The organism is Methylobacterium fujisawaense, assembly GCF_014138435.1.
Lineage (GTDB): Bacteria > Pseudomonadota > Alphaproteobacteria > Rhizobiales > Beijerinckiaceae > Methylobacterium > Methylobacterium fujisawaense.
The window spans coordinates 410,368-425,467 of record NZ_JACJIM010000006.1; the positions used below are offsets into that span (position 1 = coordinate 410,368).

Annotated in this window: 18 protein-coding genes; 13 read left to right on the forward strand and 5 right to left on the reverse strand. The window is 71.5% G+C overall.

The genetic code is table 11. The annotated features are described in order from the left end of the window. Positions 1–8 precede the first annotated feature (8 nt). The 3 genes from GGQ91_RS20575 to GGQ91_RS20585 all read left to right on the forward strand — a co-directional run bounded on the left by GGQ91_RS20575 (position 9) and on the right by GGQ91_RS20585 (position 4,500). Positions 9–1,130, forward strand: a complete 1,122-nt coding sequence (locus tag GGQ91_RS20575) for an ABC transporter permease (RefSeq protein ID WP_053610280.1) — start codon at positions 9–11, stop codon at positions 1,128–1,130. A gap of 103 nt (positions 1,131–1,233) precedes the next feature. Continuing rightward, on the forward strand, positions 1,234–3,090 hold the full coding sequence (locus GGQ91_RS20580; protein ID WP_182592742.1) for a PHA/PHB synthase family protein: 1,857 nt from the start codon (positions 1,234–1,236) through the stop codon (positions 3,088–3,090). A 12-nt stretch (positions 3,091–3,102) separates the two neighbouring features. Then, complete coding sequence (locus GGQ91_RS20585) at positions 3,103–4,500, forward strand: bifunctional enoyl-CoA hydratase/phosphate acetyltransferase (RefSeq protein ID WP_182592743.1); 1,398 nt, start codon at positions 3,103–3,105, stop codon at positions 4,498–4,500. A gap of 287 nt (positions 4,501–4,787) precedes the next feature. Here the strand turns inward: GGQ91_RS20585 and GGQ91_RS20590 are convergent, their stop codons facing one another. Next, a complete protein-coding gene (locus GGQ91_RS20590; RefSeq protein ID WP_182592744.1) occupies positions 4,788–5,156 on the reverse strand; it encodes an SPW repeat protein in 369 nt (122 codons plus the stop codon). 77 nt (positions 5,157–5,233) lie between these two features. On the opposite strand from GGQ91_RS20590, the gene GGQ91_RS20595 reads away from it, so the two are divergent. Continuing rightward, positions 5,234–6,115, forward strand: a complete 882-nt coding sequence (locus tag GGQ91_RS20595; RefSeq protein ID WP_403091468.1) for an RMD1 family protein — start codon at positions 5,234–5,236, stop codon at positions 6,113–6,115. On the opposite strand, the gene GGQ91_RS20600 is transcribed toward GGQ91_RS20595, so the two are convergent. Then, positions 6,105–6,671, reverse strand: coding sequence for a flavodoxin family protein (locus GGQ91_RS20600; RefSeq protein ID WP_075380915.1), 567 nt, complete (start codon positions 6,669–6,671; stop codon positions 6,105–6,107). The genes GGQ91_RS20595 and GGQ91_RS20600 overlap by 11 nt on opposite strands. A 191-nt stretch (positions 6,672–6,862) precedes the next feature. Here GGQ91_RS20600 and GGQ91_RS20605 point away from each other — a divergent pair, with 191 nt between their 5' ends. The 5 genes from GGQ91_RS20605 to GGQ91_RS20625 all read left to right on the forward strand — a co-directional run bounded on the left by GGQ91_RS20605 (position 6,863) and on the right by GGQ91_RS20625 (position 11,956). Further along, positions 6,863–7,681, forward strand: coding sequence for a universal stress protein (locus GGQ91_RS20605; protein WP_043386946.1), 819 nt, complete (start codon positions 6,863–6,865; stop codon positions 7,679–7,681). A gap of 206 nt (positions 7,682–7,887) precedes the next feature. After that, positions 7,888–8,307 carry a CBS domain-containing protein gene (locus GGQ91_RS20610; protein ID WP_182592745.1) on the forward strand — a complete coding sequence of 140 codons (420 nt, stop codon included), beginning with the start codon at positions 7,888–7,890 and terminating at the stop codon, positions 8,305–8,307. 263 nt (positions 8,308–8,570) lie between these two features. Continuing rightward, a complete protein-coding gene (locus tag GGQ91_RS20615; RefSeq protein ID WP_053610281.1) occupies positions 8,571–9,101 on the forward strand; it encodes an Hsp20/alpha crystallin family protein in 531 nt (176 codons plus the stop codon). 101 nt (positions 9,102–9,202) lie between these two features. Continuing rightward, complete coding sequence (locus GGQ91_RS20620; protein WP_182592746.1) at positions 9,203–11,221, forward strand: erythromycin esterase family protein; 2,019 nt, start codon at positions 9,203–9,205, stop codon at positions 11,219–11,221. A gap of 39 nt (positions 11,222–11,260) precedes the next feature. Beyond that, positions 11,261–11,956: a dienelactone hydrolase family protein gene (locus tag GGQ91_RS20625; RefSeq protein WP_043387178.1), complete on the forward strand. Its 696-nt coding sequence runs from the start codon at positions 11,261–11,263 to the stop codon at positions 11,954–11,956. Between the two features lie 214 nt (positions 11,957–12,170). Here GGQ91_RS20625 and GGQ91_RS20630 read toward each other — a convergent pair whose 3' ends face one another. From GGQ91_RS20630 to GGQ91_RS20640, 3 genes are all read right to left on the reverse strand, one after another. Beyond that, the gene (locus GGQ91_RS20630) at positions 12,171–12,524 is read right to left on the reverse strand and encodes a c-type cytochrome (RefSeq protein ID WP_182592747.1); all 354 of its coding nucleotides are present in this window, start codon (positions 12,522–12,524) and stop codon (positions 12,171–12,173) included. Then, positions 12,521–12,895, reverse strand: a complete 375-nt coding sequence (locus GGQ91_RS20635; protein WP_043352631.1) for an SPW repeat protein — start codon at positions 12,893–12,895, stop codon at positions 12,521–12,523. The genes GGQ91_RS20630 and GGQ91_RS20635 overlap by 4 nt, the downstream gene beginning before the upstream one ends. A gap of 71 nt (positions 12,896–12,966) precedes the next feature. Beyond that, positions 12,967–13,206 (reverse strand): biotin/lipoyl-containing protein, encoded by a 240-nt coding sequence (locus GGQ91_RS20640; protein WP_043352632.1) that lies wholly within the window; start codon positions 13,204–13,206, stop codon positions 12,967–12,969. A gap of 175 nt (positions 13,207–13,381) precedes the next feature. On the opposite strand from GGQ91_RS20640, the gene GGQ91_RS20645 reads away from it, so the two are divergent. From GGQ91_RS20645 to GGQ91_RS20660, 4 genes are all read left to right on the forward strand, one after another. Further along, entirely contained in the window at positions 13,382–13,900 is a 519-nt protein-coding gene (locus GGQ91_RS20645) for a potassium channel family protein (RefSeq protein WP_043387216.1), read from the forward strand. Between the two features lie 84 nt (positions 13,901–13,984). Beyond that, on the forward strand, positions 13,985–14,200 hold the full coding sequence (locus GGQ91_RS20650) for a hypothetical protein (protein ID WP_043387181.1): 216 nt from the start codon (positions 13,985–13,987) through the stop codon (positions 14,198–14,200). A gap of 12 nt (positions 14,201–14,212) precedes the next feature. Further along, positions 14,213–14,470 carry a hypothetical protein gene (locus GGQ91_RS20655; RefSeq protein ID WP_043352639.1) on the forward strand — a complete coding sequence of 86 codons (258 nt, stop codon included), beginning with the start codon at positions 14,213–14,215 and terminating at the stop codon, positions 14,468–14,470. A 132-nt stretch (positions 14,471–14,602) separates the two neighbouring features. After that, positions 14,603–15,055: a response regulator gene (locus GGQ91_RS20660; RefSeq protein WP_182592748.1), complete on the forward strand. Its 453-nt coding sequence runs from the start codon at positions 14,603–14,605 to the stop codon at positions 15,053–15,055. The last annotated feature ends 45 nt before the right edge of the window (positions 15,056–15,100 follow it).

The window sequence follows — 15,100 nt, forward strand, 5'->3', positions numbered from 1 at the left end:
ACTGCGCCGTGGCCACCCTCGCGAACATCGTCTGGCTCGGGACCAAGGAGCTGCGCAGCTTCGGGCGCGACTACGTCCTGCTGGGCCTCGTCGTCTACAGCTTCTCCCTCGCCATCCTGGCGCAGGCGCAGAGCAGCTCGCAGGAACTGCACAACGCCGCGATCGCCATCGTCGACGAGGACCGCTCGACGCTGTCCCGGCAGATCACGCAGGCCTTCCTGCCCCCCCATTTCAAGCCGCCCGTCGCCATCGCCGAACGGGACATCGTCCCGGCGCTGAACGCGGGCACCCACACGTTCGTGCTCGACATCCCGCCGCGCTTCCAGGCCGACCTGCTCGGTCTGAAGCCAGCCCGGCTCCAGCTCGACATCGACGCCACCGCAATGGTGCAGGCCGGCCTCGGCGCAGCCTACGCGCAGCAGATCGTGGCCGACGAGGTCGCCCGCTTCGTCGGCCGCGCAGGGGGGGCGGCGCCGGCGCCGGTCGCACTCGTCGCGCGCATCGCCTTCAACCCCAATGCCGAGACGGCGTGGTTCACGAGCGTGATGGGGATCCTCAACAGCGTGACGATGCTGGCCATCATCCTGGCCGGTGCGGCGGTGGTGCGGGAGCGCGAGCGGGGGACGCTGGAACACCTGCTGGTGATGCCGGTCACGCCCTTCGAGATCGCCATGGCGAAGGTCTGGTCCAACGGCCTCGTCATCCTGGTGGCCGTGGGCCTGTCCCTCGTCCTCGTCGTGCGGGGCCTGCTGCACGTGCCGATCATCGGCTCCATCCCGCTGTTTCTGGTCGGGACGGCGGCGTACCTGTTCTTCGCGACGGCGATCGGCCTGTTCCTGGGCACCCTCGCGCGCTCGATGCCGCAGCTCGGCCTGATCTACCTCCTGGTCTACCTGCCGCTCGCCATGCTGTCCGGGAGCAACACGCCGCTGGAGAGCATGCCGCCCTGGCTCGCCACGCTCCTCCAGGCCTCCCCCACGGTCCATTTCGTGGCCTTCGCGCAGGCGATCCTCTACCGGGGCGCCGGTCTCGACGCGGTCTGGACCCGCATCGTGGTGGTGAGCGCGATCGGCGCCGTGTTCGTCGTCGCGGCGATCCTGCGGTTCCGCAAGACGGTCGCCCTCTCGTGACCTCGGGGGACCGCGGCCGGGGGCCGTCCGCCGCACCTTGATCTGAATCACGGGACGGCGGCTGCGCCTGCCGTACCCTGCGCGGCGTCGCAGGAGACCGTGCATGCTCGACGCTGAGGTGAGAGACCGGGCCGAGACGGCCGCTGAGCCGCCGCGGCCCGGGTTGCGTCTGCGCCCGATCCCGGAGGTCCCCAGCCCGGCATCCCGGCCCGATCCCCCCGAGGACGAGGACGATCTGGCGCCGGTCCGGCGCGCGATCGATCAGAGCGTGCACGCGTCCGTCGCCCGGATGACGGCCGGCCTCTCCCCCGCTGCCCTCGCCGAGGCGTGGTTCGACTGGGCCATCCACGCGGCCTTCTCGCCCGGCAAGCAGGCCACATTGGTGATGAAGCTCCTGCGGAAGCAGGTGCGCCTCGCGCAGTTCGCCGCCCGCAGCGCCGTCCTGCAGGGTCACGCTGCGCCGTGCATCGATCCGCTGCCCCAGGACCACCGCTTCGACGATCCGGCCTGGCAGGTCTGGCCCTTCAGCCTCGCCTGCCAGTCGTTCCTGCTGACCCAGCAATGGTGGCACAACGCCACGACCGGCGTGCCCGGCGTGTGCCGCGCCCACGAGACCATGGTCGCCTTCGCGGCGCGCCAAGTCCTCGATGCCGCCGCGCCCTCGAACCTGCCCTGGACCAATCCGGTCGTGCTGGGCGAGACTGTGCGGACCGGCGGTGCGAACCTCGTCACGGGCCTGCTCAATGCCGCCGAGGACGCCCAGCGCGCGGCCGACGGTCTGAAGCCGGTCGGCGCCGACGCCTTCCCGGTCGGCGACGCGGTGGCGGTCTCGCCCGGCAAGGTCGTGTTCCGCAACCGGCTGATCGAGCTGATCCAGTACGCCCCCACCGTGACCGCGGTCCGGCCGGAGCCGGTGCTGATCGTCCCGGCCTGGATCATGAAGTTCTACATCCTCGATCTGTCGCCCGAAAACTCCCTGGTCCGGTACCTCACGGGCCAGGGCCACACCGTCTTCATGATCTCCTGGCGCAATCCCGGTCCGGAGGACCGGGACGTGTCCTTCGACGATTATCGCCGGCTCGGCGTGATGGCGGCCCTCGAGGCCGTCGCGGCCATCGTTCCCGGCCACCCGATCCACGCGGCCGGGTATTGCCTGGGGGGAACGTTGCTCGCCATCGCGGCCGCCGCGATGAGCCGGGACGGCGACGCGCGCCTCGCCTCACTCAGCCTGTTCGCCGCGCAGCTCGACTTCACCGAGGCCGGAGAGCTGACGCTGTTCATCGGCGAGAGCCAGATCAGCTTCCTGGAGAGCCTGATGCGCAGCCAGGGCACGCTCGATGCCCGGCAGATGGCCGGCGCCTTCCAGCTCCTGCGTTCGAACGACCTGATCTGGTCCCGGATCGTCCGCGACTATCTCCTGGGGCGGCGACAGCCGATGACAGACCTGACGGCCTGGAACGCGGACGCGACGCGCCTGCCGGCGCGGATGCACGCCGAATATCTGCGTGGCCTGTTCCTCGACAACGATCTCGCGGAGGGGCGTTTCCTGGCCGGAGACCGGCCGGTCTCCATCAGCGACATCCGTGTCCCGGTCTTCGCGGCGGCCACGGAGCGCGATCACGTCGCGCCCTGGCGTTCGGTGTTCAAGATCCACCCCCTCGCCGATACCGACGTCACCTTCGTCCTCGCCAGCGGCGGCCACAATGCCGGGATCGTCGCGCCGCCGGGGCGGAAGCAGGCCCGTCATCGGATCCGCACCACGCGGGCGACCGACCGTTACCGCGATCCCGACACCTGGATCGGGCAGACGCCGCAGTGCGAAGGGTCCTGGTGGCCCGCCTGGGTCGCCTGGCTCGCCGAGCGGTCGGGGCCGCCCGCCCCGCCGCCCGCGATGGGCGCACCGGCCTCGGGCTACGCGGTGCTCGGGGACGCGCCCGGCGCCTACGTGCTGGAAGCCTGAGCGGGTGGCCCGATGGAACCGCCCCGCTTCATCGAGAACCGCACCTTCGACGAGATCGCGGTGGGCGACACCGCCAGCCTGACCCGCACCCTGCAGGCGCAGGACATCAGCCTGTTCGCCCTGGCCTCCGGCGACGTGAACCCGGCCCATCTCGATCGAGATTATGCCGCCACGGACCGGTTCCACGGTGTGATCGCGCACGGGCTCTGGGGCGGGTCGCTGATCTCGGCGGTGCTCGGCACCGAGCTGCCCGGGCCCGGCACGGTCTATCTCAGCCAGTCCCTGCGGTTCCTGCATCCGGTCCGGATCGGCGACACGGTGACGGCGCGCGTCACCGTGCGCGCCAAGGAGGCCGCCGATCAGCGGGTCCGCCTCGACTGCGTCTGCCTGAATGCGCAGGGCGAGACGGTCATCACCGGCGAGGCCGAGGTGCTGGCCCCCGCCGACAAGGTGCGCCGGCCGCGCGTCCTGCTGCCGGAGGTCCACCTGCACGAGCGGGGCGTGCATTGGAAACCCATGATTGCGGCGGCGCGCCGCTTCGCCCCGGCGCTGACGGCCGTCGTCCATCCCTGCGATGCGGTCTCGCTCGAGGGCGCGCGCGCCGCGCGCGAGGCCGGGCTGATCGTGCCGGTTCTGGTGGGGCCGCGGCCGAAGATCGAGGCCGCGGCGCGCGCGGCCGGCCTCGTCCTCGACGGCATCGAGATCGTCGACGCGCCCCACAGCCACGCCGCGGCGGAGAAGGCGGTCTCCCTCGCCCGCGCCGGCCGGGTGACGGCGCTGATGAAGGGCGCGCTCCACACCGACGAGATCCTGGCGGCCGCCATCGCCCGGGCGACGGGCCTGCGGACCGAGCGGCGCATGAGCCACGTCTACGCCCTCGACGTGCCGAGCTACCCCAAGCCGCTGTTCCTGACCGATGCCGCCGTCAACATCGCGCCGAGCCTGGAGGAGAAGCGCGACATCGTGCAGAACGCCATCGACCTCGCCCGCGCGCTCGGCATCGCGCAGCCCAAGGTGGCGATCCTCTCGGCCGTCGAGACGGTCTCCACGAAGCTCGGCTCGACCCTCGACGCGGCGGCCCTGTGCAAGATGGCCGGGCGCGGGCAGATCACGGACGGCCTCGTCGACGGGCCGCTGGCCTTCGACACCGCCATCTCCCGCGCCGCCGCCGCCGCGAAGGCCCTCGTGTCGCCGGTCGCGGGTGAGGCCGACATCCTCGTGGTGCCGGACCTCGTGTCGGGCAACATGCTCGCCAAGCAGCTGATCCATCTCGCGGGCGCCGACGCCGCCGGTCTGCTGCTCGACGCCCGTGTCCCGATCATCCTGACGAGCCGCTCCGACAGCCCGGAGGTGCGGCTGGCCTCCTGCGCGCTGGCGCAGCTCTTCGCCCACCGCTCTGGGACGCCCTGATGGATCCGATGCTCAGCGGGGGGAACGCCGGCGCGCCGCGCCTCGAATGCGCCCCGAGGGGCCACGGCAGCGTTACGAGCGTCACGACCACGATGGCTTCACGGCCCTCGACGGACCGAGGGCGGACCCGCGCTCCCGCGCGGTCGATCCCCGACGGGGGCTCCAGCGCATCGGCGCGGGCGCCACGCCTCCAGGGCCGGATCCGGCGAGGGCCGGAACGGCGGCCCCCCGGAGGACGAGGCAGGCCGCGGCACGGCGGGGGTGCGGGTCAGGGGGGCGGCGCCGGCTCAGACCTCGTAGGCCGACGGGGATTCGCGCAGACGCCAGACTTCGGAACTCGCCGAGATGATCAGCGCGATGCCGAAGCTCACATGCGCCCACGTCGCCACCGTGGCCTCCTGGAAGCCGAGTGCCCAAGGGGCCAGGCAGACCCAGAGTCCCGCTGCCGCGATGGCGTAGACCTCCCAGTCGTAGGTCTGCATCAGCGCCAGCACGGCGAGGATCGCGACCGTGGTGCCGAAGATCCAGGCGTTCCAAGCCGCGGCGGTCTCGGACGCGAATCCGAAATACCAGGGCGCCGCGATCAGGCCGACGCCCAGCAGGAGACTCAATCCGTTCAGGAAGATGTCCTGCGATTGATTGTCGATGGTGCGCATCCTCCGCTCCCTCAACGGGTCCGGCGCGCGTGTCGCCGCCGTGCCCGGGACCGTATTGCGCGGGGCGACGGGACACCTTGCGTTGGATCAAACCGGGCGCCGGGTCCCTCTCGCGGCCGGGCATCGGATCGACGCGGTCGGGGGTTCCGCTGAGTCAGGACACGCTGCCGGTCGAACCGCAACGCCTGATCGCCCGCGCCCGGATCCTCGGCGACCGCATCGATACGGCGGGTCTCGAACGCAACGACACGCTCGCGATCAACCCGCTCGCCTTGCGGGTCGGGTGCGGTTTCGCGGTGGTCTTCCGCTACGGGGTCGTGGTGACGGTCGGGCTGTCCCCGAGCGAGGAGGAGGCGATGGCGGCAGGCCTGCTGTCGCGCGTCCGCGGTCCCGTGACGCGGCCGGAAGAGGAGACCGCCACGATCGAGATCGGGCCGGATCACGACGATCAGGTCGTGCCCGGCGGCCGGATCGCCATCCGCCAGCTGACGCCCGGGCGCCTGATCGTCATCGCCGACATCCTCGCCAAGAGCACGGCGCTGGCGCAGAACGAGATCGAGGTCGCGGCTGTCTTCGACGTGATCGAGCCCTTGGCGCGGCGCCTGGCCGAGACGGGGCGCGCATCGGGCGGCCGTCGGGCCGTCCTGAAGCATGTCGGCAGCACGCTGCTCGTCCAGCACAGGGTGTCGGGGCGCGTGGCGGTCGAGGAGAAGCCCGAGGTGCTGTGGGATCAGCCCGGCCTGGAACGCCTCTACGCGCGCCTCGAGGACGAGTACGAGCTGCGGGAGCGGACGGCCACGCTGAATCGCAAGCTCACCGTGATCGGCGCGACGGCGACCGCGCTCACCGACCTGATGCACACGAACCGTTCGTTGCGCCTGGAGATCGTGGTCGTCCTGCTGATCGCCCTCGAGATCGCGATCACGTTCCTTCCCCTGCTGCCCGCCTTCAGGCGATGAGGCCGCCGCCCGGAAGGCCGTCCGGACCGGACCGATCCGGCGCGTTGCCGTCCGCGCGGGGCCGGGCCGGGGCCGCGTCGCTCAAGCCGCGACGCGCCGTCTGGGCAAACGCATCCAGGGACGGGCGATACGCGCCGGTCAGGACCTGGCGTTGGGTCAACGAGAGGGTGGGCATGCCGGCGCAGCCGCTGATCTGCTCCAGATCGCGGAAGAAGGCGGCCTGCGCGCCCCCCGAGCCCGAGACGGCGACGCCGAGCAGGTGCGGCGGCGCCCCGGCCTCCTGGAGGTAGGTCCGCACCGGCCCGGGAAGCCGGCCGGCCCAGACGGGTGAGCACAGGACGACCGTCTTGAACGGCGCCGGATCGAAGCGCTTCCGGATCGGCGGCCCGATCCGACGGAGCGCATGCCACAGGCCTCTCACGAATCCCGCCGCCCCCGCATAGGAAACCGCAGGCGTGATCCGATCGAGGTCGGCGCCGAGCGCGGTCGCGAGCGCCCGGGCCACCACGTCGGTCGTGCCCGAGCGCGAATAATAGACGACCAGGACGTCACGCATCGCCCGCCTCCGCGTGCCCGAGTGAGCCGCCAGGATCCGCCTCGGGCCCGGGCGCGGCATTGAGGGACATCAAAGGCCGGCCGTCCGGCCTCTTTGCGATGAATCAAGGCTCGCCGTGCCCATCGGCGCACCCTGGCGGCCTGGACCGGAACGCGGATCGTCCTCCGGTTCGCCCTCACAGGATGCGCGCCATGATCAAGGATCTGCTCATCGTCGCGGACGCGGTCGGAGAGGCCGCCGGGCCCTACGCGCTGTCCCTGGCCCGGGAGGTCGGGGCCGCGGCCGGATGCCTGTACCTCCAGCCGGAGGGCGGCGATGAGGCCCCCCTGGCGGAGCTGCCCTACGGCTTCGCCCTCTCGGCCCGTGAGGCCGCCCTCGCGGTGGTGCGCGACGCCGCCGACGACCTGTCCTACGCCGCCAGAACCGCCGACGTGCCGATGGAGATGGAAACCCTGAGCGGGAGCGCGGGCGACATCCGGAGCCGCCTGCTGGATCGGGCCCGCCTCGCCGATCTCATCGTGGTCGAGCGGGCCGATCCGGGCCGCGACAAGCCGGCGGATGCCTATATCGAAGACCTTCTCCTCGGAGCGGGCCGGCCGATCCTCGTGGTGCCGGCGCGGTGGGGCCGGCCGGCGCGGTTCGGCGCCGTCACGGTGGCCTGGGACGGCAGCGCCGCGGCCGCACGGGCGCTGGCCGATGCGCTGCCGCTCCTCAGCCGCGCCGAGCGCGTGCGCGTCCTCACGGTGCAGACGGAGGCGGTGGCCGGCGTCAGCGAGGGCGGCGCCCGCGTGGTGAAGCATCTGGGTCGCCACGGCATCGCCGCCGATTACCGCGCGATCATCAGCGGCACCACCGTCGGCGAAACCCTGCTGGCGGAGGTCGCCCAGGCCGGCGTCGACCTTCTCGTGATGGGGGCCTACGGCCATTCCCGCCTGCGCGAGGTCTTCCTCGGCGGGGCGAGCCGCGACCTCCTCCGCAGGATAACGGTGCCGACCCTGATGGCGCACTGAGCCGCGGAAGGTTTCGCGCACCGGTCGCCGGGGCCCGCGGAACGCCTGTGCTTCGGGCGCGAGCTTCGGACGAAGTCTTGAGCTGAACGAAACTTCCGTTGACCTGCATCAATGCCGGTCATTCCAGCCGGAAGAGGGTTTCAGACAGAATCCGCGCGGAGGCGATTCCGGGGCGGATCCGAAACCATCAGCACGAGGCCAAGCTCATGAAAGTCCGTGACGTCATGCACAAAGGTGCGACTTTCGTCTCGGCCGAGACGCGCGTCGACGTGATTGCGCGGCAGATGCGGGATGCCGATGTGGGCGCGCTGCCCGTCAAGTCGGACGGCCACTTGGTCGGCATCGTCACCGACCGGGACATCGCGTGCCGCGCCCTGGCGGACGGCAAGGACCCGCAGACGCTGACCGCGACCGACGTGATGACCACCCGGGTCGCCTGCTGCGCTCCGGATGACGATCTCGCTCTGGCGATCAAGATCATGGAGAATAAGCGGGTCCGCCGCCTTCCGGTCATCGACGCCGACCAGAAGCTCGTCGGCATGGTGAGCCTCGGGGACATCTCCCACAAGGTCGGCGCCGGGCTGTCGGGCGAGGTTCTGCGCGCCGTCTCCGCGCATCATCGCTGACGAAGGGGCGCGGGCAGGCCGCCCTGGGACCGACGGCTGGATCCCGGCCCCCCGCGCGCGCCTGCGGTGCGGATGGAGATCCTGCGTGGACAGCCTGAGGTTGTCTCGATGTCTTGTTGATGTCGTCGTTTTTCCAAATATTCGTACTCTGATTATATTTTATTTTCGTGTCTTCGGGCGCGGTTGATCTTGAGGTGGATCAATGCCGCATCGGGGTGCGGGCCCTACCGATGCGGACCACTTTTTGAGAGGAGGCATTCCCCATGGCCGAGTCCGGTACAAAAGTGTCGGTCAGCAGCGACGGGTCGGAGCGCGCGTCCGCACCGGCCGAATGGCGTCCGTTCGAGAATGTGCGCCGGGACATCGATCATCTCATCGACGATCTGGCGCGCAGCCTGAAGCGCGTGCCCTTCGATTTCCTCGGGGCGGCCACCACGCCGTTCACCGGCGGCGCGCTGTGGCAACTGTCTCCCGTGGCCGACATACAGAACAAGCCGACCTGCTACGAAGTCACGGCCGAGCTTCCCGGGATCGATGAGAAGCATGTCGAGGTCAAAGTCACCGACGGCATGCTGATGATCAAGGGGGAGAAGCGGCAAGACCAGGAACGCAAGGGCGAGGGCTTCTACCTGTCCGAGCGCCGGTTCGGCGCCATCGAGCGGGCCTTCCGCATGCCGCCGGGCGTCGACGCGAGCAAGATCGAGGCGGTCCTCAAGAACGGCGTGCTGACGGTGACGCTGCCGAAGACCGCGGAGGCGAAGGCCGAGACGACGATCGCCGTTCAGGCCGCGTAGCCGGCTTTCGAACGCGAGCCCGGGGTGGGCCCGACGCGTCGGGTCGCCCGCCCCGGCGAACGACGATCCTGTTCCGGGATCCGCGCAGCGGGAGGGTGGCGATGGCCGAGCGCATCTTTCGCGACCGCGCCGAAGCGGGCCGGGAACTCGTCAAGGGACTCGCCGCCTTCGCCGGGCGCTCCGACGTCGTGATCCTGGCGCTGCCGCGCGGCGGCGTTCCGGTGGCGGCCGCGGTGGCCGACGCGCTGCACGCGCCCCTCGACGTGTTCATCGTGCGCAAGCTCGGCGTGCCGGGCTACGAGGAACTCGCCATGGGCGCCATCGCCAGCGGCGGTGTGCGGGTTCTCAACCAGGACATCGTCGCGTCCCTGAAGGTCCCCCCCTACCTGATCGACGCGGTCACCGCGCAGGAGCAAGAGGAGCTCCTGCGGCGCGAGCGCGTCTATCGCGGCGGGCGCGCGCCCGCCGATGTCCGCGGGCGCACCGTCATCCTGGTGGACGATGGCCTGGCCACCGGCGCCTCGATGCAGGCCGCCATCCGGGCGATCCGGCAGCGCCAGCCGAAGGAGGTGGTCGTGGCCGTGCCCACCGCCTCCCGCGAGACGGTCGAGCGGCTGAAACACGAGGCGGATGCGGTCGTCTGCGCCGACCTGCCCGAACCGTTCTGGGCGGTGGGCGCCGCGTACCGGGATTTCACGCAGACGAGCGACGACGAGGTGCGCCGGCTGCTCGGGCGCGCGCAGGCCGCGGGTGCGGCCGATCCCGCCGCGGCGCACGCCGACGACGCGCCGGACCCCACGGTCCTCCGCCGCCTGCGCGCGGCGGCGATCCCCCTGGAAGGCGGCCCCGACGACTACGATCCGCTGCTGGCGCTGATCGGCGACGCGCGCTTCGCGCTCCTCGGCGAGGCCTCCCACGGGACGCACGAATTCTACCGGGAACGGGCGGAGATCACCCGGCGGCTGATCACCGACAAGGGCTTCGGGGCCGTGGCCATCGAGGCCGACTGGCCGGATGCCTGGCGGGTGAACCGCTACGTCCGCGGCGACAGCGACGACCTCGACGCCGTCGAGGCGCTCGCCGGCTTCCGCCGCTTCCCCACCTGGATGTGGCGCAACACCGAGATGGTCGAGTTCGTCGAGTGGCTGCGCATCCACAACCAGGGCCTGCCGGCGCAGGCGCGGGTGGGCGTGTACGGCATCGATCTCTACAGCCTGCGCGCCTCGATGAAGGCGGTGCTCCGCTGCCTGGAAGCCGTCGACCCGGCCGCCGCCGCGGTGGCGCGTACGCGCTACGCCTGCTTCGACCGGTTCGGCGACAGCGGCCAGGCCTACGGCTTCATGACCGGGCTGAAGGGCATCGGATCCTGCCAGGAGCAGGCCGTCGCCCAGCTCCTGGCGCTGCAGCGGCGCACGGCCGATACCCTGTCCTGGAGCGGCAGCGCCGATGGCGAGGAACTCTTCAACGCCGAACAGAACGCACGGGTCGTCAAGAGCGCCGAAGCCTATTACCGCACGATGTTCCTGGCGGAGGTCTCCTCCTGGAACCTGCGGGACCGCCACATGGCCGACAGCCTGGAGCGGCTGGTGGCGCATCTGGAGCGCCGGCCCGGCCCGGTGAAGATCGCCGTCTGGGCGCACAACTCCCATCTTGGCGACGCCCGCGCCACTGCGATGGGCGAGCGGGGCGAACTGAACCTAGGGCAGCTGCTGCGGGAGCGCCACGGCCGCGCCGTCGTGAGCGTCGGCTTCACCACCTACGCGGGGACCGTGACGGCCGCCTCCGACTGGGATCAGCCGGCCGAGCGCAAGCGCGTGCGTCCCGCGCGACCCGACAGCTACGAGGCCTTGTTCCACGCCCTCGGCATAGGCCGCTTCCTGCTGCCCCTCACCCTCGGCGGGGAGGCGGAGCAAATCCTCCGGACCGACCGGATCGAGCGGGCGATCGGCGTCATCTACCGGCCCGATACGGAGCTGCAGAGCCATTATGCCCGAGCCTGCCTTCCGGAGCAGTTCGACGCGATCCTCCACTTCGACGAGACACGCGCGGTGACGCCCCTGGAGCGGACGGCCGAGTGGGATGCGGGCGAGGTGCCGGAAACCTTCCCGGTCGGCCTCTGAGCCGCCGGCGCGATCCTCTCCCCAGCGGAGGAGCTGGCCATGGACGAAATCCTCGCTCCGCGCGAGCAGCAGATCCGGATTCCGGCCGCCGCGGCGTTCCTGGCGGCCGACCTGCACGTTCCACGCACGCCCCGCGGCGTCATCCTGTTCGCGCACGGTTCCGGAAGCGGCCGCTTCAGCCCGCGCAACCGCAGCGTCGCGCAGGCGCTCAATGCGGTGGGCTTCGCGACGGTGCTGGCGGACCTTCTGACCCCGAGCGAAGAGACGGCCGACCGCCGGACCGGCCAGCTGCGTTTCGACATCCCGTTCCTGGCCGGGCGGCTGCGCTCCGTGGCCGCGTGGCTCTCCGGCCAGCGGGATCTGCGGCGGCTCCCGCGGGGCTATTTCGGCGCGAGCACCGGGGCGGCGGCCGCGCTGATTGCGGCCGCCGCCGAGCCGGATCAGGTCGGGGCGATCGTGTCGCGCGGCGGCCGCCCCGACCTGGCGGGCGCGACCCTGGCCCGCGTGCGGGCTCCGACGCTGCTGCTCGTGGGGAGCCGCGACCCCGAGGTTCTCGCCCTGAACGAGGCGGCCCTGGCCCGTCTGACCTGCGTCAAGCGCCTGGTCGTCGTGCCCGGTGCGTCGCACCTTTTCGAGGAGCCGGGGACGCTCGAGACGGTGGCGCAGCACGCGGCGCGGTGGTTCCGGGAGCACCTGAAGGCCGATACCTCCGGCGCCTCGGTTCCGGTATCCTGACGGCGCGGAGACGCGACGGCCGCCCCGAAGGCCGCGACCCGGGCAACCGGTGCATCGCCGACGCCCAGCCCATCACTGACGCCGGAGAGCAACGGCCGTCCGGCGCGGGGCCTGCCCGGCTCCGAGGCCGTCGCGTGCGGCCTGACGGGCGGCAGGCATGTCTGCAGGCGTATCCGCGTCTCGTCCCTGACGGGCTCCGAAAGCGTGCCGCGCCTCATGGCCGGATGGCCTCGGCCTCCTTGAGGCTGAGGATGTAGTCGATGACCGCATCCATCTCGTCGCGGTCGAGCCGCAGGCTCGGCATGCGCTGGTGGTGACTCTGCAGGAAGACGTTGAGCGCCAGTCCGGTCGTCGAGGGCATGTTGGCGATCCGGACGAAGGACGGTCCCATGGCGTCGCCGGCCTGCGGGACGCGACCGATGACGTGACACGGGCTGCAGAGCTGCGTGGCGATGGTCCATCCCCGGAGGCGGTGACCCTCGTCGGGATCGGCCGCCGCGGCGCCGGTTCCGACTGCCAGAAGGCCGGCGAGGAGCGCCGCGCAGGCGGCGGGCAGCGAGACCGTCATGGCCGTTTCGCGATCCGCAGCAGGGCCGTGGCGGAGGCGACGGCCAGGCTCCCGAGAACGACATGCGCCCAGGTCGCGCCGTCATTCGCCGCGAAGCCGAGGGCCCAGGGTGCGACCAGCGTCCAAACCCCGACGAGCAGGACCGTCCGTTCCAGCACGGCCCGGAAGCGGATCTGGTTGGCGCCGTAGAGCATGATGATGAGCAAGCCCGGCAGCAGCGCGGACCCCGCCGCACGGGCATGGTCGGTGAAGGCCAGCACCCACGCCGTCAGCACCAGCGCGATGCCGGCCGTGTACTGCAGGATGCTGACCAGAATCTCGTCCGTCCGCCACGTCGGCGATTGTGTTGGGGCCGGGTCCGCGCGGGACATGATCTGCCTCCGATAGGACCGGCCGGGCACCGCGCCACGGCCGGTGTGGAAACCATCGCCGCGGCGCGGCGTCAGGCGTGGACCTCGGCGATGACGCAGCCGGGGTCGACCACTTGGTTCACGGGGGCGAGGACCGTCAGGCAGCCCTCGGCCGGCGAGGCGATGTCGTGCAGGGCATCGCCGATGCGGACGGCGGCCACGGCCTCGCCGGCGCGCACGCGCGCTCCGTCCGCCACGAACCACCGCTCCAGAATGCCCTCAGGCAGCATGCTGGTGGACCAGAGTTCCTCGGCCACATGCACGTCGGCCATGGTCGTCTCCCCTGTCGGGGCGCCCGTCGCGGGGCGCCGCTTGTAGAGGAGGCCATCCGGGAAGGACGCGCTTTGATCTGGATCACCGCGCGGCTGCGGGGCCGCTTGAGCCAGGTCAATGAGGTCCGCGGTGTCTCAGGCAGGGTCGAGGGGAACAGTCGTCCGGTCCAGCGCCATGCTCCTCGCCATGACGGCCAGCGTCGCCCTCGTCGTGTCCACGATCCTGGTCCTCTACGAGACGCTGCGGCTGACCTCGGAGCACCTGTCCGAGCTGCCGGTCCCGCCGCGGGTCCGCATCCTGGCCGTGGTGCTGATGACCTTCGTCGGACACACCGTCGCCGTCTGGATCTACGCCGGCGCCTACTGGCTGCTCGTGCTCCGGCTCGGCATCGGCACCTTCGCGGGCGCGCCGGTCGAGACCTTCGAGGACTGCCTGTACTTCTCCGTGGTGGCCTACACGTCCCTCGGGTTCGGCGACCATTTTCCGACCTCGCACACGCGGCTGCTCGCCGGGGTCGAGGCCCTCAACGGCCTGCTCCTGATCGGGTGGTCGGCCTCGTTCACCTACCTGGCGATGGAGCGGTACTGGCCGCTGCACGGGAAGACGCAGGCGCACCGGGCCGCCCGGGCGGCGGCCGGCATCGGGACCGAGCCCAGCCGAGACCGTCTCTTCCCGCCGGCCCCGGAAACCTGACCGGGCGCCCATCCTTGCGCTGGATCAAGGCCGCCGGTCCTCGCGGGCCCCAGGCTGAAGGGATTCTCGGACAGGAGGCGCACCATGCGCCAATACCTCGTGACCTTCCACAAGGTCGTGCCGGACGATAGCGGCCACGACCACCGTATCCTGCAGCACCAGGTCATCGTCCCCGCCCGGTCGGAGGTCACCGCGGCCTGCGCGGCCCAGGCGCTGTTCTGCGAAGCGGCCGGCATCGTCGACTGGCGTCTGCGGGCCGACACCTGCCTGGTCGCCCAACTGTCCGAGGCCACGGTATAAGGAGGCATCCCCATGAGCCACGATCTCACCGCCCCCGTGCATTGGCAGGGCCGGCAATGGGCCGTCACCGGCTACGGCATCGAGGCGCTCGACGGCATGTACCATGTGCCGTTTTCCGAGATCCCGGAGGCCGAGGCCGGGCCTCCGGACTGGCTGGAGAATCTCTGGCACCGCTACGGCACCGACCGGGACGACCTCGCGGCGGCCCTCAGGGTGGCCCGCTCGATCCGGTTCGCGGCGAAGCCGGCCGCGTCGCGTTCCGCGGCATGAGCCCGGCATGAGTCCGGCAGGAGCCCGGCACGGCCCTGTGCGGTACGGTCACGCCGCCCTTGACCTGGCGCAACGCGGACCGGACCGACCGGTCCATCCTGGCCGCACCGCAACGGCACTGGGAGACGGGCGATGAGGAGCGGACCAGGGGACAGGCCGGTCGTGCTGGTGGCGGAGCCGCAGGCCCTGCCGGGCATGTGGCTGGAGGACGTCCTCGCCGAGGCCGGCTGCGCGGTGCGCGGACCCTACGGAACCAGCGCGGAGGCGGCCCGCTGCCTGGACGAGACGCCTCCGGACTTCGCGGTGGTCAGCATCGACCTGAATCACGGCTCCGGCTTCCCGCTGGCCTGCGCCCTGCGCCGGAAGGGTATCCCCTTCGCCCTGATCTCGGGCAACGCACGCGTGCCGCGCGCCTTCTCGGACGTGCCGCAGTTCGACCGGTTGTTCGAGGCCCGGGCGATGGTCTCCACCGTGACCGCCGGCTGCGCCGTTGCCGGCGGCACCCGGGCCTGCCCGATGCCGGATCGGAGGCCGGCGGGCGCCCCCTTTGCGCTGGATCAATGCCCGACCGCCTGCCGGGCCTAGCGTCGGCGTGGACCGGGCACGGCCTGGACCTCATCGGAGGAGACC